Raw genomic sequence first — 15,719 nt, forward strand, 5'->3', positions numbered from 1 at the left:
TGGGAGCGGGCTTGCTCGCGAATACGGAGTGTCAGTCGCTGGATGCAGTGACTGAGCCACCGCTTTCGCGAGCAAGCCCGCTCCCACATTTTGGATCTTCATCAACCGAATATTTCGCGGAGTAACCCGGCAAACGCATCCCGTGCCAGATGCCGCTGGGTGTCCTTGTGCCAGAACAGCAGGTTGTCCACCGCCTGCAGTTCATCGAACCGGTACGATGCCAGCTGATTGGCCTGCTCATAGCGGGCCAGGATGCCTTCCGGCGCCAGCGCCACGCCAATCCCGGCACTCACGCAACCAATGATCGTGCCCCAACTGGCATAGCTGGCAATGGTCGGCTTGAACGCATGGGGCTTGACCCAGTTCTCCAGCGCTGCCCGATAAGGGCAACCCGGTGGCCATACCAGCAAGGTGCGGCCGGCCAGGTCTTCGGCGCTGCGGATCGGTTCGCTGGAGGCGCTGGCGATCAGCACCAGGCGCTCGCTGTAGACCACGCTGTGTTCGAGCTTTGCGCGTTTGTTGCCAGCGGCCACCAGCGCCACATCCAGGCGATGGTGTTGCAGGTCATCGAGCAGCTCGCCCCAGGCGCCGGTCACCAGTTCCAGGCTGACATCCGGGTAGCGTCGGTGGTATTCCGCCAGCAGCGGCGGCAGACGGCCACTGGCGCTGGACTCCACTGCGCCGATGCGCAGGGTGCCACGGGGTATGGCGTTGGCGTCCACGGCGCGTTTGGATTCGTCCACCAAGGCCAGGATGCGTTCGCAGTATTCGAGGAAAATCTCCCCCGCCGCACTGATTGCCAGCCCACGCCCGGCTCGGATGAACAGCGGCGTGCCCAACTCGCTTTCCAGTTGCTTTATCCGCGTAGTGATGTTGGACGGCACGCAATGCAAGTGCACGGCGGCCTGGGCCACGCTGCCGGTTTGTGCCACGGCTCGCACCATTTTCAGTTGGGCCAGTTCCATTGCTCAGTTCCAGTGATTTCAGAAGTCAGAAACGGTTAATTGTCCTGCGTCTTGTGCGGGCCAAGACTGACGGTATTCCTTCTCTGTTTTCGGATGCCGTCGATGAACACCCCGTCACCCCTGAAGCTTACGCTAGTCATCGCCAGCGTCATCCTCTGTTGGGCCTATTCGCCGATTGGCGTGCACATGGGGCTGCACAGCTACAGCCCTGGCCAGTTGGCGTTGCTGCGGTTCTTGATTGCCTCGATGTTCATGGCGTGTGTGGCACTGGTGATGGGCATTGGCAGGCCGCGCCTGCGGGATCTGCCGTGGCTGCTGGTGTTGAGTTTTTTCGGGGTGTTCCTGCATCACACCAGCCTCAATTACGGACAGCAATTCGTGACGGCAGCGGCGTCCAGCGTGCTGGCGCAATCGGCGCCACTGTTCAGTGTGTTAATCGCGTTCTTCTGCTTGAAGGAGCGGATCAGCGTCTGGCGTTGGAGCTGTGTGTTGCTCGGCCTGCTGGGTGTGCTGGTGGTGATCTGGGGCGATCACGGCCTGGGCGATATCGATCCGCGCGGTTTGTTGATCCTGTTGGCGGCGGTGTCGTGGAGCCTGTACTTCGCCATCCAGAAACACTATGCCCATCGCTATAGCCCGTTGACCATGGCGTGTTACATGGTGTGGGCGGGCACCTTGATGCTCTGCGTGAATCTACCGGGCCTGCCCGCTGCCATGATGCAGGCGCCATTGCCGGAAAACCTCGCGGTGCTGGTGCTGGGGATCTTCCCCAGTGCCCTGGCGTACCTGGCCTGGGGTTATGTGTTGAAACATGTAGAGGTCAGCCGTGCCTCGGTGGCGATGTACCTGATCCCGCCCGTGGCCATGACGATGGCGGCGACGCTGCTGGGCGAGCATATCGCCCTGCAAGTGGTGCTGGGCGGTTTGATCGTGTTGGCCAGCGTGGCCGCCATCAGCCTGGAAGGGCGCTGGCGGTCACTCGCTCAGGCAAAACGCGCGCAGGCGGTGGCCGTCGAGGTCCTCGGCGACGAAGGTGTAGCCGAAATCTAGGGTGGTCGGTGACTGGATAATCGTTGCGCCGCGCTCTACCCACAGGTCGTGCAGGGCATCCACGGCGGCCTGGTCGGCCAGGGACAACCCCACTTCGCCGCCACCGCCCGTGAACTGCGCTGCCGGTTGCACGGTATGGCGTGACCACAGTCCCAGCTTCACGCCATTGTCGAGAATGAACAAGGCGAACGTCGGGTTGAGTTCCACCGGCGGCTTGTCCAGCAGGCGGCTATAGAAGTTGGCGCTGGTGGCCGGGCTGTCGACGTAGAGCAAAAAGTAATGGGCGACGGTGTGCATGCGGGCTCCTTGGAAGCGCGTGTGGTGAGGGAGCCGAGTCTATAAGGCAGTGCTGTCAGTTCCTGTCAGGAGTCTCTCCGGTGTACAGCTGGATGATCTGGTCGATCTCGCCCGACATCTTCATCCGCAACAAGGTACGCAGGATCAACTGCACCGGCACGTTCGGGTCATTGCGTACGGTGCAGCCCAGGTTCTGTTCATCGATCACCGCCACCTTGTGCAGGCGTTTGCCCACCGGCATCCGCTGGTTGAAGCGGTCGAGTATCCATTCATTGACCACTGCGAACTTGAAACGCCCGGCCACCAGTTTGTGCAGCACCTGCTCTTCGCTGCGCGCATCGTCGCGGCTGAGTTGGCCGCCGGCAAACAGCGGGTCGAGGGTGACGTAGCGGTAATTGAGCACGGTGCCGATGGCTTGCGGCGCGAGCTGGTCGATGTGTATGGGTTGCGGGGGAATGTGGGTGCTGACCAACAGGTTGCGCTGCACCATCAGCGGAATGCTCCAGGTGTAGTCGCCGGACTGGTCGTCGACCCAGGCCTGGGTGACATAACAGCGCACATCGATATCACCGTGTTCCATGGCGCTGGAGATGCGCGCCCGTGCCAGTACATGGAATTGCGCAGGGCGGCCGACCTGGGTGGCCAGGCTTAACATCACGTCATACCAAATGCCCTGGGTAGGCCGGCCATCTTCCAGTTGCACCATGGGCATCGCCCAACTGTCGGAAACCGAGAAGCGCAGCGGTGCGGGTGCTGCAAGGCTGGCCGTGGCAATCATCCATAAAACGCCCAGGACTGCGCGCATAAGCTCTCCGGGTTCAGGCCTTTTGGGGGCCAGTCACATGAGCTTAGTCAGATTAGGCAAGCGTGCCGGATGCAATTTCCCCCTTGCTCCGCTAGCATTACCGGCTTCTGTTTCCCAGTTGCGACGGTTTTCGATGAGTTATCAGGTTCTTGCACGTAAATGGCGTCCGCGCTCGTTCCGCGAAATGGTCGGCCAGACCCATGTGCTCAAGGCTCTGATCAATGCCTTGGACAGCCAGCGGCTGCACCACGCCTACCTGTTCACTGGTACGCGGGGGGTGGGCAAAACCACCATTGCGCGCATCATCGCCAAATGCCTGAACTGTGAAACCGGTATTACTTCGACGCCGTGCGGCACCTGTTCGGTGTGCAAGGAAATCGACGAAGGGCGTTTCGTCGACCTGATCGAGATCGACGCCGCGAGCCGCACCAAGGTCGAAGACACCCGCGAGCTGCTCGACAACGTGCAGTACGCGCCGAGTCGTGGCCGCTTCAAGGTCTACCTGATCGACGAAGTGCACATGCTCTCCAGCCATTCCTTCAACGCCCTGTTGAAAACCCTGGAAGAGCCGCCGCCCTACGTCAAATTCATCCTGGCCACCACGGACCCGCAGAAACTTCCTGCAACGATTCTGTCGCGGTGCTTGCAGTTCTCGCTGAAAAACATGACCCCCGAGCGGGTGGTCGAGCATTTGACCCACGTGCTGGGCGTCGAGAACGTACCGTTCGAAGACGACGCGCTGTGGCTGCTCGGCCGCGCTGCCGATGGCTCGATGCGTGATGCCATGAGCCTCACCGACCAGGCCATCGCCTTTGGTGAAGGCAAGGTCATGGCCGCTGATGTGCGCGCCATGCTTGGCACCCTCGACCACGGCCAGGTATTCGACGTGCTGCATGCGCTGATCGAAGGCGACGCCAAGGCGTTGCTCGAAGCTGTGCGTCACCTGTCGGAGCAAGGCCCGGACTGGAACGGCGTGCTCTCGGAAATCCTCAATGTGCTGCACCGCGTTGCCATCGCCCAGGCGCTGCCTGAGGGTGTCGACAACGGCCATGGCGACCGCGACCGTGTGTTGGCCCTGGCCCAGGCGTTGCCGGCCGAAGATGTACAGTTCTACTACCAGATGGGCCTGATTGGCCGCCGCGACCTGCCGCTGGCGCCTGACCCGCGTGGTGGCTTTGAAATGGTGCTGCTGCGGATGCTGGCGTTCCGGCCCGCCGATTCGGCCGATGCGCCGAGACAGCCGCTAAAGCCAGTGGGGATCAGCCAGGCCACAGTTGATTCCGCCAAACCAGTGGCTGGCGCGGCGGTGGTTGCGCCAGTGGTTGCTGCGCCTGCGCCGGTTGCTGCGGCGCCCGAGCCTGAGCCTGTGGTCGCTGCGCCGCCCGAGCCTGAGCCTGTGGTCGCTGCGCCGGTGATCGAGCCCGAATCCGTCGTCGAACCTGAACCGGTTGTAGACCTGCCTTGGAATGACCCGGTAGACGCTGAAGTCGAAGCCGAGCAAGCGCCCGCCGTGGAGCCCGTGCTGGAAACCATCGGCGAGCAGCCCGAGCTGACCCCGATGCCCACGCCGACCCCGGACAGTGTGGTGCCGGACGCGCCCGAATGGGTGTCGGCGCCGGTTCCCGAGCCGACCGTGGCCCAAGTGGAAGCCGCCACGCCGGGCATCGACCTCGACGACGAACCGCCGCTGGACGAAGACTACATCGAGCCGGACATGGATTCGGCCTACAGCTACTTGGACGATCTGGCCAGCGAACACACCGCCGAGCCGGCCCCCGAGCCTGAGGCGGAACCCGCTGCCGCGCCGGCCACCGGCCTGGCCCTGCAATGGCTGGAATTGTTTCCGAAGCTGCCGATTTCCGGCATGACCGGTAGCATCGCCGCCAACTGCACGCTGATTTCCATCGATGGCGATCACTGGCTGCTGCACCTGGACCCGGCCCACAGCGCCTTGTTCAACGCGACCCAGCAACGCCGCCTGAATGACGCACTGAACCAGTACCATGAGCGCACGCTGACCATTACCATCGAGCTGATCAAGCCGGAGCAGGAAACCCCGGCCCAGGCCGCGACCCGCCGGCGTATCAACCGTCAGCGTGAGGCCGAGGACTCGATCCACGGTGATCCGCTCATCCAGCAAATGATGCAACAGTTCGGTGCGGTCGTCCGTCACGATACTATTGAACCTGTCGAAGCCCCGGTGCCCCAGGCGTCCTGACACCGGGCTACTAACTTGATCCACGTACTTTGAGGTGATTCCCATGATGAAAGGTGGCATGGCCGGCCTGATGAAGCAGGCGCAGCAGATGCAGGAAAAAATGGCCAAGATGCAGGAAGAACTGGCCAACGCCGAAGTCACCGGTAAAGCCGGTGGCGATATGGTCAGCGTGGTGATGACCGGTCGTCACGACATCAAGCGCGTGAGTATCGACCCAAGCGTATTGCCAGGCGTCGGTGAAGATGACTTGGAAATGCTCGAAGCCTTGTTCGCTGCCGCCGTCAACGACGCCGTGCGCAAGATCGAAGCCAACAGCCAGGAAAAAATGGGCGGTGTGACCGCTGGCATGCAATTGCCACCGGGCATGAAGCTGCCGTTCTGATCCGGTAGCTTTAGCTAGACTCCAATGCCAGGCCTTGTGCCTGGCATTTTTGTTTGTGCCGAATCTGATCGAACCCTGGCACGGCACGCATGGTCTGCACCCTATACCGATGGATTCGATAAAGGAGCCCTTTCATGCCTCAAGAACCAACCCTGAACCAGCGCATTGTCCTGGTCTCACGCCCCCAAGGCGCACCGACCCCGGAAAATTTCCGCCTGGAGCGCGTGAATCTACCGGAGTTGGCAGACGGCCAAGTCCTGCTGAAGACGTTGTACCTGTCTTTGGACCCTTACATGCGTGGACGTATGAGCGACGCACCGTCCTACGCCGCTCCGGTGGAAATCGATGAAGTGATGACCGGTGGCGCTGTCAGCCGTATCGAGCAATCGCGCAGTCCGAAATTCGAAGTGGGTGACCTGGTAGTCGGTTCCACCGGCTGGCAGAGTCATAGTATTTCCGATGGCCGGAACCTGATGCCGGTGCCCAAGGGCCTGGCCAGCCCGTCCATGGCCCTGGGTGTGCTGGGCATGCCGGGCATGACCGCCTACATGGGCCTGATGGATATTGGCCAGCCCAAAACTGGGGAAACCCTGGTCGTCGCCGCAGCGTCCGGCGCAGTGGGCTCGGTGGTGGGGCAGGTGGCCAAGCTCAAGGGCTTGCGCGTGGTCGGGATCGCAGGGGGCGCGGACAAGTGCCGCTACGTGGTGGAGGAGTTGGGCTTCGATGCCTGCGTCGACCACAAAAGTGCACACTTCGCCGACGAATTGGCCCACGCCTGCTTCAAGGGCGTCGACATCTATTTCGAGAACGTCGGCGGCAAGGTATTCGACGCCGTGGTGCCCTTGCTCAATCCCAAGGCCCGGATTCCGCTGTGCGGGTTGATCGCCGGCTACAATGCCCATGAAGCACCCAGCGGACCCGACCGGTTGCCGGAGCTGCAGCGCACGCTGCTGACCAAGCGCGTGCGGATCCAGGGCTTTATCGTGTTCGATGATTACGGTGATCGCCAGCCCGAATTCCAAAGCGCCATGGCGCCGTGGGTGCGCGACGGCAAGATCAAGTTCCGCGAGGATGTGGTCGAGGGCCTGGAGCGGGCGCCCGAGGCCTTTATCGGTCTGTTGGAAGGGCGCAACTTCGGCAAGTTGGTCGTGCGCATTTGACGCTTATCCGGGGCGCGGGTATAAACCGCGTCTCGTTGTTTTGTCGGACCCTTCGCCCATGAGCTTCAGCCCCCTGATTCGCCAACTGATCGACGCCCTGCGCATTTTGCCGGGTGTCGGCCAGAAAACCGCCCAGCGTATGGCGCTGCAACTGCTGGAGCGTGATCGCAGCGGCGGCGCCCGGTTGGCCCAGGCCTTGAGCCAGGCCATGACCGGTGTCGGTCACTGTCGCCAGTGTCGCACCCTCACTGAAGAAGAACTCTGCCCGCAATGCGCCGACCCTCGCCGCGACGACACGCTGCTGTGCGTGGTAGAAGGGCCGATGGATGTGTACGCGGTGGAGCAGACCGGCTATCGCGGCCGTTACTTCGTACTCAAGGGCCACCTGTCGCCGCTGGACGGTCTGGGCCCGGAAGCCATCGGCATTCCGCAACTGGTGGCGCGCATTGAAGAACAGGGCACTTTCACTGAAGTGATCCTCGCCACCAACCCGACGGTGGAAGGTGAGGCGACCGCGCACTACATTGCGCAATTGCTGACCAACAAAGGCTTGATCACCTCGCGTATTGCCCATGGCGTACCGTTGGGTGGCGAGCTGGAGTTGGTGGACGGTGGAACGTTGGCGCATTCCTTCGCCGGCCGCAAACCCATCGCCCTCTAACGATGATCCTGTAGGAGCCGGCTTGCCGGCGATGCGGGCGACGCAGTTTTCCGCATAGGCCGTGGTGATGCTATCGCCGGCAAGCCGGCTCCTACACAGCGCCAGGCTTGAAAACCAAGCAAGCGCTTGGTAAGTTCGCTCCACCTCACCGTGGAGCTTGCCGATGTCTGCCTATCAGGACTACTTCGACCCCAGCCACCAATTGGTCCGCGACAGCGTGCGCCGTTTCGTCGAGCGCGAGATGTTGCCGGGCATCGAACAGTGGGAGGAGGCGGAAAGCTTTCCCCGCGAGCTGTACCTCAAGGCCGGCGCGGCGGGGATTCTTGGCATCGGCTACCCCGAAGCTCTCGGTGGCAGTCATGAAGGTGATCTGTTCGCCAAGGTGGCTGCCAGCGAAGAATTGATGCGTTGCGGCTCTGGCGGCGTCGTCGCAGGGTTGGGTTCATTGGATATTGGCTTGCCGCCTATCGTCAAATGGGCCCGGCCCGAGGTGCGCGAGCGCGTGGTGCCGCAGGTCCTGTCCGGTGAAAAGATCATCGCCCTGGCGGTCACCGAGCCGGGCGGCGGTTCGGATGTGGCCAGCCTGCAAACCCGTGCCGTTCGCGAGGGCGACCATTACCGCGTCAGCGGCAGCAAGACCTTCATCACCAGCGGCAGCCGCGCCGACTTCTACACCGTGGCCGTGCGCACGGGTGGACCGGGATTTGCCGGCATCAGCCTGCTGCTGATCGAAAAAGACACCCCCGGTTTTACCGTTGGCCAGCCTCTGAAGAAAATGGGCTGGTGGGCGTCGGACACCGCTGAATTGTTCTTCGACGATTGCCGCGTGCCCGTCGGCAACCTGATCGGCGCTGAAAACATGGGCTTTGCCTGCATTATGGGCAACTTCCAGAGCGAGCGCCTGGCCCTGGCGCTCATGGCCAACATGACCGCGCAGTTGGCCCTAGAGGAAAGCCTCAAATGGGCCGCCGAGCGCGAAGCCTTCGGCAAACCCATTGGCAAATTCCAGGTGATCAAGCATCGCCTGGCGGAAATGGCCACCGCCGTGGAAGTCTCCCGCGAATTCACCTACCGGCAGGCGGCAAAGATGGCCGCCGGTATCAGCGTGATCAAGGAAATTTCCATGGCCAAGAACCTTGCCACCGACACCGCCGACCGCGTCACCTACGACGCGGTGCAGATCCTCGGGGGCCAGGGTTACATGCGCGGTAGCCTGGTGGAGCGGCTATACCGCGACAACCGCATCCTGTCCATCGGTGGCGGTACCCGCGAAGTGATGAATGAAATCATCAGCAAGCAGATGGGACTTTGATCACTGTTCGGTCAGCGCAAATTGCGTCAAACAAAACGTCGGAATCCCCATGTCTTCCAGACGCTGCGACCCACCCAGTTCCGGCAGATCAATAATCGCCGCCGCTTCAAAGATCTTCGCGCCCATGCGCCGCACCAGGTTCGCCGCCGCGATCAGGGTGCCGCCAGTGGCTATCAGGTCATCGAACATCAATACCGAATCGCCCTCGCACAGGCTGTCGGCATGCACTTCGAGGAACGCTTCGCCGTACTCGGTCTGGTAACCCTCGGCCAGCACGTCAGCCGGCAGCTTGCCTTGCTTGCGGAACAGGATCAGCGGCTTGTTCAGTTGGTAGGCGATGATCGAACCGATCAGGAAACCCCGCGCATCCATCGCGCCGATATGCGTGAACTCGGCCTCGACATACCGATGGGCAAAGCTGTCCGCCACCAGGCGCAGGGCGCGGGGCGATTGGAACAATGGCGTGATGTCACGGAAGATCACCCCAGGCTTGGGGAAGTCGATGACGGGGCGGATCAGGGATTTGATGTCGAACGAATCGAAGGTCATCGTCGAAGAGTCCTGGGGCTGGAAACGGACTCGAAGTATACCTGCGGCCTTGCCGGTTGGCGCGGCCGCAAGTGTCTGCATCAACCTTCTAGCGAGCCACCGGCCAGCGCACACAACTGGATCGGGTCGAGGATATGCACTTCTTTACCTTCGGCGGCGATCAGTTCGTTTTGCTGGAAGCGGGTAAACACACGGGACACGGTTTCCACCGCGAGGCCCAGGTAGTTGCCGATTTCATTGCGCGACATGCTCAGGCGGAACTGGTTGGCCGAGAAACCACGGGCACGGAACCGCGCCGACAGGTTGACCAGGAAGGTCGCGATGCGCTCGTCGGCGGTTTTCTTCGACAGCAGCAGCATCATTTGCTGGTCGTCACGGATCTCGCGGCTCATCACACGCATCAACTGACGGCGCAGTTGTGGCAACTGCAGGGCCAGTTCGTCCAGGCGTTCGAAGGGGATTTCGCAAACGGATGTAGTCTCCAGCGCCTGGGCCGACACTGGATGAATCTCGGTGTCCATGCCCGACAAGCCCACCAGTTCGCTGGGCAGGTGGAAACCGGTGATCTGCTCTTCGCCACTGTCGCTCAGGCTGAACGTCTTCAACGCACCCGAACGTACTGCATAAACGGAATCGAACTTGTCGCCCTGGCGAAACAGGAACTCGCCTTTTTTCAGCGGGCGGCCACGTTTAACGATGTCGTCCAGCGCATCCATGTCTTCCAAATTCAACGAAAGTGGCAAGCAGAGGGGCGCCAGGCTGCAATCCTTGCAATGAGCCTGGCTGTGAGCGCGCAGTTTAACTGGCTCGGACATTTCTTAAATCCTTGTGGGAAAACACACATAAGACGTAAGGGTAACGCACTGGGGGGCGGTGAGGCCAGCCTGTACAAAAAACCGGCAGCGGTATAAAGGTTTTTGTATCGGGGCCGATACAGCAGGCATACCTATTGAGTCGGAGCTTGGATCATGTCTGTTATAGCTGCCTACAACCCTGCCATCCGCATTCCGACGGTGCCGGATGCAAAGCCAGCGGCTGAGGCCCAGGAAAAAGCACCTGAGGTTGAAACGACCACTGCACCCAAAGTGGTGGAAGGTGTGACGGTGACTATTTCCGCCGATGCATTCAAGGCCGCCGGTGCAGCCAAGAGCTCCAATGCGGATATCGATGAAAGTGGCCTGGACGACAACGTCAAACAGGTGCTGAAAATGATCCGTCAGTTGAAACAACAGATCGCCGAAAAACAGGCCGAGCTGGCGGCTGTTGCAGCGGCCACTAATCTTTCCCCTGAAGAGGCCCGCGCAAAGGCCAGCGCTTTGCAGAGCGAGATCAGTTCTCTGCAGGCGGGCCTGATGTCGGCCCAGACTTCACTCGCTAAGTCGATGAAAGGGATGAGTGCCGAGGATTCGATGAAGACTGCCTCGCTGTCGATGTAATCAAATCACCCGGGAAAATCGCTGCCTGTTCTGGTGCTCCAGATAGGCATCGAACACCATGCACACCGAACGCACCAGCAGTCGCCCGGCTGGCAACACGCGAATGCCTTGGGCGTCGAGTTCGATCAGGCCATCCTCGGCCATCGCCGTCAGTTGCGGCCAGATGTCGTCGAAATACCCGCGAAAGTCGATGTTGAAGGCCTGCTCGATCGTCTCGAATGCCAGGCTGAAATTGCAGATCAACTGCTGGATTACTTCCCGCCGCAACCGATCGTCCGTGGTGCAGACCAGGCCGCGACTGGTAGCCAGTTGCGCGCCGGCCAGGGTGTTCTGATAGCCGTTGAGGTCGCTGCTGTTCTGGCAGTACAGGTCACCGATCTGGCTGATCGCCGACACCCCGAGCCCGATCAAGTCGCAGTGGCCGTGGGTGGTGTAGCCCTGGAAGTTGCGTTGCAGGGTGCCTTCTTCCTGGGCAATGGCCAACTCGTCGTCGGGCAGGGCGAAATGGTCCATGCCGATGTAGCGGTAGCCGGCCTGGGTCAGTTGCTCGATGGTGGTTTGCAGCATCAAGAGCTTTGACGCAGGGGAGGGCAGTTCGTCGGTGCTGATACGCCGCTGGGGCATGAAACGCTCCGGCAGATGCGCGTAATTGAACACCGACAGACGGTCGGGTTGCAGCCTGATGACTTCTTCCACGGTGCGCGCAAAATTGATCGGTGTTTGCTTGGGCAAGCCGTAGATCAGGTCGATATTGATCGAGCGAAATTGCAGGGTGCGCGCCGCATCGATGACCGCACGGGTTTCCTCCAGGCTCTGCAGGCGATTCACTGCCCGTTGTACCTCGGGGTCAAGGTCTTGCAGGCCGATGCTCACGCGGTTGAAGCCAAGTTCACGCAGCAGGCCCATGGTCGCCCAGTCCGCTTCACGGGGGTCGATCTCGATGCCGTAGTCGCCGGAATCGTCATCCAGCAAATTGAAGTGCTGGCGCAGGCAGCCCATGACCTGGCGCAGTTCATCGTGGCTAAGAAAGGTCGGGGTGCCGCCGCCGAAGTGCAGTTGCTCAACCCGCTGTTTCGGATCGAGGTGGCAGGCCACCAGTTGGATCTCTTGCTCCAGGCGTTGCAGGTAGGCCTGGGCGCGGCCACGGTCCTTGGTGATGACCTTGTTGCAAGCGCAGTAGTAGCAGATGTTCGCGCAGAACGGCACATGCACATACAGCGACAACGGTCGCACGGCTTTGCGGCTGTCGCGCAGGGCGTGGAGCAGGTCGAAAGTGCCGACCTGGCTGTCGAATTGTACGGCGGTGGGGTAGGACGTGTAACGCGGTCCCGCCAGGTCGTAGCGGTGAATCAGATTGGTGTCCCAACGAATGGCGTCGAGCATGCGGGCGTTCCCCCGGATAGGCTAGTGGGCCGAGTCTAGGGGCGTGGCGGGGATGGCATCTTGATTTGCATCAACGGGGAGCGGCGCTATGCCACATGGCGCTTTAATGGCCCATCAACCAGTGCTGGTGCGGGCCGGGCAACGTCCAGATACCGAAGAGTATGACCAGCACGCCACCGGTCATCCGCACGCTGCGTTTGCGCAATAATGCAGTGACCCGTTCGGCGGCCAGGCCGGTAGCCAACAGAACCGGCCAGGTCCCCAGCCCGAACGCCAGCATCAGCAACCCGCTGTCCAGTGCATTGCCCTGGCTCGCTGCCCATAGCAGCGTGCTGTAGACCAATCCGCACGGCAACCAGCCCCACAGCGCGCCCAGCAGCAAGGCGCGCGGTACGCTGGACACCGGCAGCAAACGGTTGGCGACTGGCTGGATGTAGCGCCACAGGCCGCGTCCGAGGCTTTCGAGACGGGTGAGGCCGCTCCACCAGCCGGCCAGGTACAGGCCCATGCTGATCAACAACAACCCGGCCAGTACGCGCATGAACATCGCCGCCGGGCTGTTCGCCACTGCCCAACCGGCCAGGCCGATCAACACCCCGGCAGCGGTATAGCTGAAGATGCGCCCCAGGTTGTAGGCCAGCAGCAGTTTAAACCGGCGACCACGCTGCTCCTTGGGGATGGCCAGGGTCAGCGCGCCCATCAGGCCACCGCACATGCCCAGGCAATGGCCGCCGCCGAGCAGGCCGAGGATCAGCGCGGAGACCAGCAGTGGCGCCAGTTCAAGCATGGGGCGGGTCTTTCGGCGGTTGTTCGGAGTGGTTGGCCTCTTCGATGCCGGCCAGGTGGTTCGGGTCCTGGTCGTCGAACAGCACGCTATGGGCCGGGCCGTCGAGGTCGTCGTACTGACCGCTGTCCACCGCCCAGAAGAAGATGTAGATGGCCACGCCCACTAACAGCAGCGCCGCCGGAATCATCACGTATAAAGCTGGCATCTGCACTCCATGGTCGTGCGGCTCACACCGGCAGCGGGCGGGTTACTGAGGGGGCTCGGACCGTTGGCGCGCTCGGCAGGCGAGTCAGGCGCAGGGCATTGAGCACCACGGTCAACGAACTGAGGGACATGCCCACTGCGGCCCAGATCGGGGTGATCCAACCCAGGGCGGCGAACGGCAGCATAAGGCCATTGTACAGCCCGGCCCACAGCAGGTTCTCAATGATCACTCGGCGGGTGCGCCGCGCCAGGGTAAAGGCTTGTACGAGGGCGTCCAGGCGATTGGACAGCAAGACCGCGTCGGCGCTGGTCTTGGCCAGGTCGGTGGCCGTGCCCATGGCCACGCTGATATCGGCGGCGGCGAGGACGGGCACATCGTTGACCCCGTCGCCGAGCATCAGCACCTTGCGGCCTTCCTTGTGCAGTTGTTGCAGTACGTGCAGCTTGTCATCGGGGCGCAAGCCGCCGTGGGCTTCGTCGATCCCCAGTTCGGCGGCGACGCTGGCGACCATCGGCGAACTGTCGCCGGACAGCAACAGCGTGCGCCAGCCACGTGCCTTGCACGCGGCGAGCAGGGCCGGCGCGTCACTGCGCAGACGGTCATCGAGGACGAACCAGGCCAGGGCGCCTTCACGGTCGCCGAGCAGCAGCCATTGGCCCGAAACCTCAGGCGCGGCTGGGATCGGGCAACCACTGAGTTCACAGACAAAACCCGGTTGGCCAATGCGCAATACGCGCTCGCCGACACGCCCTTCAAGGCCCAGCCCTGGCGAACTGATGACTTCATCGGCGGCCAGTGGCGCACGGCCAAAGGCGCGGGCAATCGGGTGTTCGGAGCGGTTTTCCAGGGCAGCGGCGAGGCTCAGGCACAGGTCGGTGCTCAAGCTGCCCAGGGGGCGGATAGCCCTCAGCGCCAGGCGCCCTTCGGTGAGGGTGCCGGTCTTGTCGAAAATCACCGTGTCGATCTGATTCAAGCCTTCCAGCACATGCCCGCGGGTCAACAGCAGGCCGAGTTTGTGCAAGGTGCCGGTGGCGGCGGTGAGGGCGGTGGGGGTGGCGAGGGACAGCGCGCAGGGGCAGGTCGCCACCAGCATCGCCAGCACAATCCAGAACGCCCGCGACGAATCCAGTTCCCACCACAGCAGGCCGATCAACACTGCGGCGATCAACGAGCACAACAGGAACCACTGCGCGGCACGGTCGGCGATCTGCGCCAGGCGCGGTTTCTCGGCCTGGGCCCGCTCCAGCAGGCGAACGATGGCGGACAAGCGTGTGTCGTGGCCCAAGGCGCGTACTTCGACGGTCAGCGCGCCTTCGACATTGAGGGTGCCTGCGGTGACCGCGTCGCCGGTCTGGCGGGGCTGCGGCAGGTACTCGCCGGTGAGCAGGGATTCATCGACGCTCGATTGCCCATCTAGGATCACGCCATCGGCTGGCAGCACAGCGCCTGGATGCACCAGGACGCGATCGCCCAGTGCCAGTTCCGGGAGCAGGATGCGTTCACTCTGGCCATCGGCCTTGAGCCGCAGGCACGAGGCGGGCAACAGGTTCACCAGCTGTGCGGTGGCGGCGGCCGTGCGCTCGCGGGCGCGGCGCTCAAGGTAGCGACCGGCCAACAGGAACAGCGCAAACATGCCCACCGCATCGAAATACAGCTCGCCCACGCCGGTGATCGCGGTCCAGATCCCCGCCAGATAGGCGCCACCGATAGCCAATGACACCGAAACGTCCATGGTCAGGTGACGCGTGCGTACGTCGCGCATAGCGCCCTTGAAAAACGGTGCGCAGCTGTAGAACACGATGGGCGTTGTCAGAAACATTGCCACCCAGCGCAGGATCACGTGCAGCTCCGGGCTCAGATCGATATTGAATTCCGGCCAGGTGGCCATGGTTGCCATCATCGCCTGGAACCACAGCAGGCCGGCCACGCCCAGTTGGCGCAGGGCCAGACGGTTTTCGCTAGCCAGTTGCTCGGCGGCGCGGTCCGGCTGATAGGGGTGGGCGGCGTAGCCGATGTGGCGCAACTCGCTGAGCAGTTGGCTCAGCGGCAGTTGGCCGTCTGCCCAACGCACCTGCAGTCGATGGTTGGACAGGTTCAGCCGCGCCTCGGCCACGGCGGGCAGGCTGCGCAGGTGTTTTTCGATCAGCCAGCCGCAGGCCGCGCAGCTGATGCCTTCCATCAACAGGGTGGCTTCGGCGAGTTCGCCTTCGTGGAGCACAAAGGGTTTCTGCACATCGGCTCGGTCGTACAGCGCCAGCTCATCCACCAACTGCACCGGCAATGCCTCTGGGTTGGCCGAGGCTTCGCTACGGTGCTGGTAATAGCTTTCCAGGCCGCCGGCCACAATGGCTTCGGCCACCGCCTGGCAGCCTGGGCAACAAAGCTCGCGGCGTTCGCCGAGGATCACTGCGGTGAAGCGGCTGCCCGGCGGAACAGGCAGGGCGCAGTGGTAGCAGGGGATTGGGCTGGTCATGGGTATGAATCTTAGTCGGCTGGGAAGGCCTCATCG

Annotated in this window: 16 protein-coding genes; 7 read left to right on the forward strand and 9 right to left on the reverse strand. The window is 62.4% G+C overall.

Annotated features, from left to right (window positions below; translation table 11 throughout):
- Nucleotides 1-101: 101 nt before the first annotated feature.
- Nucleotides 102-965 (reverse strand): LysR family transcriptional regulator, encoded by an 864-nt coding sequence (locus tag ACP7C6_RS10815; RefSeq protein WP_028617485.1) that lies wholly within the window; start codon nucleotides 963-965, stop codon nucleotides 102-104.
- A gap of 102 nt (nucleotides 966-1,067) precedes the next feature.
- On the opposite strand from ACP7C6_RS10815, the gene ACP7C6_RS10820 reads away from it, so the two are divergent.
- Complete coding sequence (locus tag ACP7C6_RS10820; RefSeq protein ID WP_028617484.1) at nucleotides 1,068-2,015, forward strand: DMT family transporter; 948 nt, start codon at nucleotides 1,068-1,070, stop codon at nucleotides 2,013-2,015.
- Here the strand turns inward: ACP7C6_RS10820 and ACP7C6_RS10825 are convergent.
- Nucleotides 1,941-2,312, reverse strand: coding sequence for a VOC family protein (locus ACP7C6_RS10825; protein ID WP_323987147.1), 372 nt, complete (start codon nucleotides 2,310-2,312; stop codon nucleotides 1,941-1,943). The two genes, ACP7C6_RS10820 and ACP7C6_RS10825, sit on opposite strands and share 75 nt — an antisense overlap.
- Before the next feature lie 55 nt (nucleotides 2,313-2,367).
- Nucleotides 2,368-3,117, reverse strand: coding sequence for a substrate-binding periplasmic protein (locus ACP7C6_RS10830; RefSeq protein WP_236318631.1), 750 nt, complete (start codon nucleotides 3,115-3,117; stop codon nucleotides 2,368-2,370).
- A 133-nt stretch (nucleotides 3,118-3,250) separates the two neighbouring features.
- Between ACP7C6_RS10830 and dnaX the strand changes: the two genes are divergently transcribed.
- From dnaX to ACP7C6_RS10855, 5 genes are all read left to right on the forward strand, one after another.
- Complete coding sequence (dnaX, locus tag ACP7C6_RS10835; protein WP_426108690.1) at nucleotides 3,251-5,335, forward strand: DNA polymerase III subunit gamma/tau; 2,085 nt, start codon at nucleotides 3,251-3,253, stop codon at nucleotides 5,333-5,335.
- A gap of 43 nt (nucleotides 5,336-5,378) precedes the next feature.
- The gene (locus ACP7C6_RS10840; protein ID WP_003175481.1) at nucleotides 5,379-5,717 is read left to right on the forward strand and encodes a YbaB/EbfC family nucleoid-associated protein; all 339 of its coding nucleotides are present in this window, start codon (nucleotides 5,379-5,381) and stop codon (nucleotides 5,715-5,717) included.
- A 134-nt stretch (nucleotides 5,718-5,851) separates the two neighbouring features.
- Nucleotides 5,852-6,877 (forward strand): NADP-dependent oxidoreductase, encoded by a 1,026-nt coding sequence (locus ACP7C6_RS10845; protein WP_426108691.1) that lies wholly within the window; start codon nucleotides 5,852-5,854, stop codon nucleotides 6,875-6,877.
- A gap of 58 nt (nucleotides 6,878-6,935) precedes the next feature.
- The gene (recR, locus tag ACP7C6_RS10850; protein WP_028617479.1) at nucleotides 6,936-7,538 is read left to right on the forward strand and encodes a recombination mediator RecR; all 603 of its coding nucleotides are present in this window, start codon (nucleotides 6,936-6,938) and stop codon (nucleotides 7,536-7,538) included.
- A gap of 163 nt (nucleotides 7,539-7,701) precedes the next feature.
- Nucleotides 7,702-8,850 carry an acyl-CoA dehydrogenase family protein gene (locus ACP7C6_RS10855; protein WP_028617478.1) on the forward strand — a complete coding sequence of 383 codons (1,149 nt, stop codon included), beginning with the start codon at nucleotides 7,702-7,704 and terminating at the stop codon, nucleotides 8,848-8,850.
- On the opposite strand, the gene ACP7C6_RS10860 is transcribed toward ACP7C6_RS10855, so the two are convergent.
- Nucleotides 8,851-9,399, reverse strand: coding sequence for an adenine phosphoribosyltransferase (locus tag ACP7C6_RS10860; protein ID WP_028617477.1), 549 nt, complete (start codon nucleotides 9,397-9,399; stop codon nucleotides 8,851-8,853).
- 80 nt (nucleotides 9,400-9,479) lie between these two features.
- Entirely contained in the window at nucleotides 9,480-10,214 is a 735-nt protein-coding gene (fnr, locus tag ACP7C6_RS10865; RefSeq protein ID WP_016979302.1) for a fumarate/nitrate reduction transcriptional regulator Fnr, read from the reverse strand.
- 153 nt (nucleotides 10,215-10,367) lie between these two features.
- Between fnr and ACP7C6_RS10870 the strand changes: the two genes are divergently transcribed.
- Nucleotides 10,368-10,835 carry a hypothetical protein gene (locus tag ACP7C6_RS10870; protein ID WP_084651060.1) on the forward strand — a complete coding sequence of 156 codons (468 nt, stop codon included), beginning with the start codon at nucleotides 10,368-10,370 and terminating at the stop codon, nucleotides 10,833-10,835.
- On the opposite strand, the gene hemN is transcribed toward ACP7C6_RS10870, so the two are convergent.
- The 4 genes from hemN to ACP7C6_RS10890 all read right to left on the reverse strand — a co-directional run bounded on the left by hemN (nucleotide 10,836) and on the right by ACP7C6_RS10890 (nucleotide 15,683).
- Complete coding sequence (gene hemN / locus ACP7C6_RS10875) at nucleotides 10,836-12,218, reverse strand: oxygen-independent coproporphyrinogen III oxidase (protein ID WP_028617475.1); 1,383 nt, start codon at nucleotides 12,216-12,218, stop codon at nucleotides 10,836-10,838.
- Between the two features lie 103 nt (nucleotides 12,219-12,321).
- Nucleotides 12,322-13,005 carry a sulfite exporter TauE/SafE family protein gene (locus ACP7C6_RS10880; RefSeq protein ID WP_426108692.1) on the reverse strand — a complete coding sequence of 228 codons (684 nt, stop codon included), beginning with the start codon at nucleotides 13,003-13,005 and terminating at the stop codon, nucleotides 12,322-12,324.
- Nucleotides 12,998-13,210: a cbb3-type cytochrome oxidase assembly protein CcoS gene (ccoS, locus tag ACP7C6_RS10885; RefSeq protein WP_028617473.1), complete on the reverse strand. Its 213-nt coding sequence runs from the start codon at nucleotides 13,208-13,210 to the stop codon at nucleotides 12,998-13,000. The genes ACP7C6_RS10880 and ccoS overlap by 8 nt, the downstream gene beginning before the upstream one ends.
- Nucleotides 13,211-13,232: 22 nt before the next feature.
- Entirely contained in the window at nucleotides 13,233-15,683 is a 2,451-nt protein-coding gene (locus ACP7C6_RS10890; RefSeq protein ID WP_426108693.1) for a heavy metal translocating P-type ATPase, read from the reverse strand.
- Nucleotides 15,684-15,719 lie beyond the last annotated feature (36 nt).

Origin of the sequence: Pseudomonas sp. TWR1-1-4 (assembly GCF_049897165.1) — a bacterium.
GTDB lineage: Bacteria > Pseudomonadota > Gammaproteobacteria > Pseudomonadales > Pseudomonadaceae > Aquipseudomonas > Aquipseudomonas canadensis.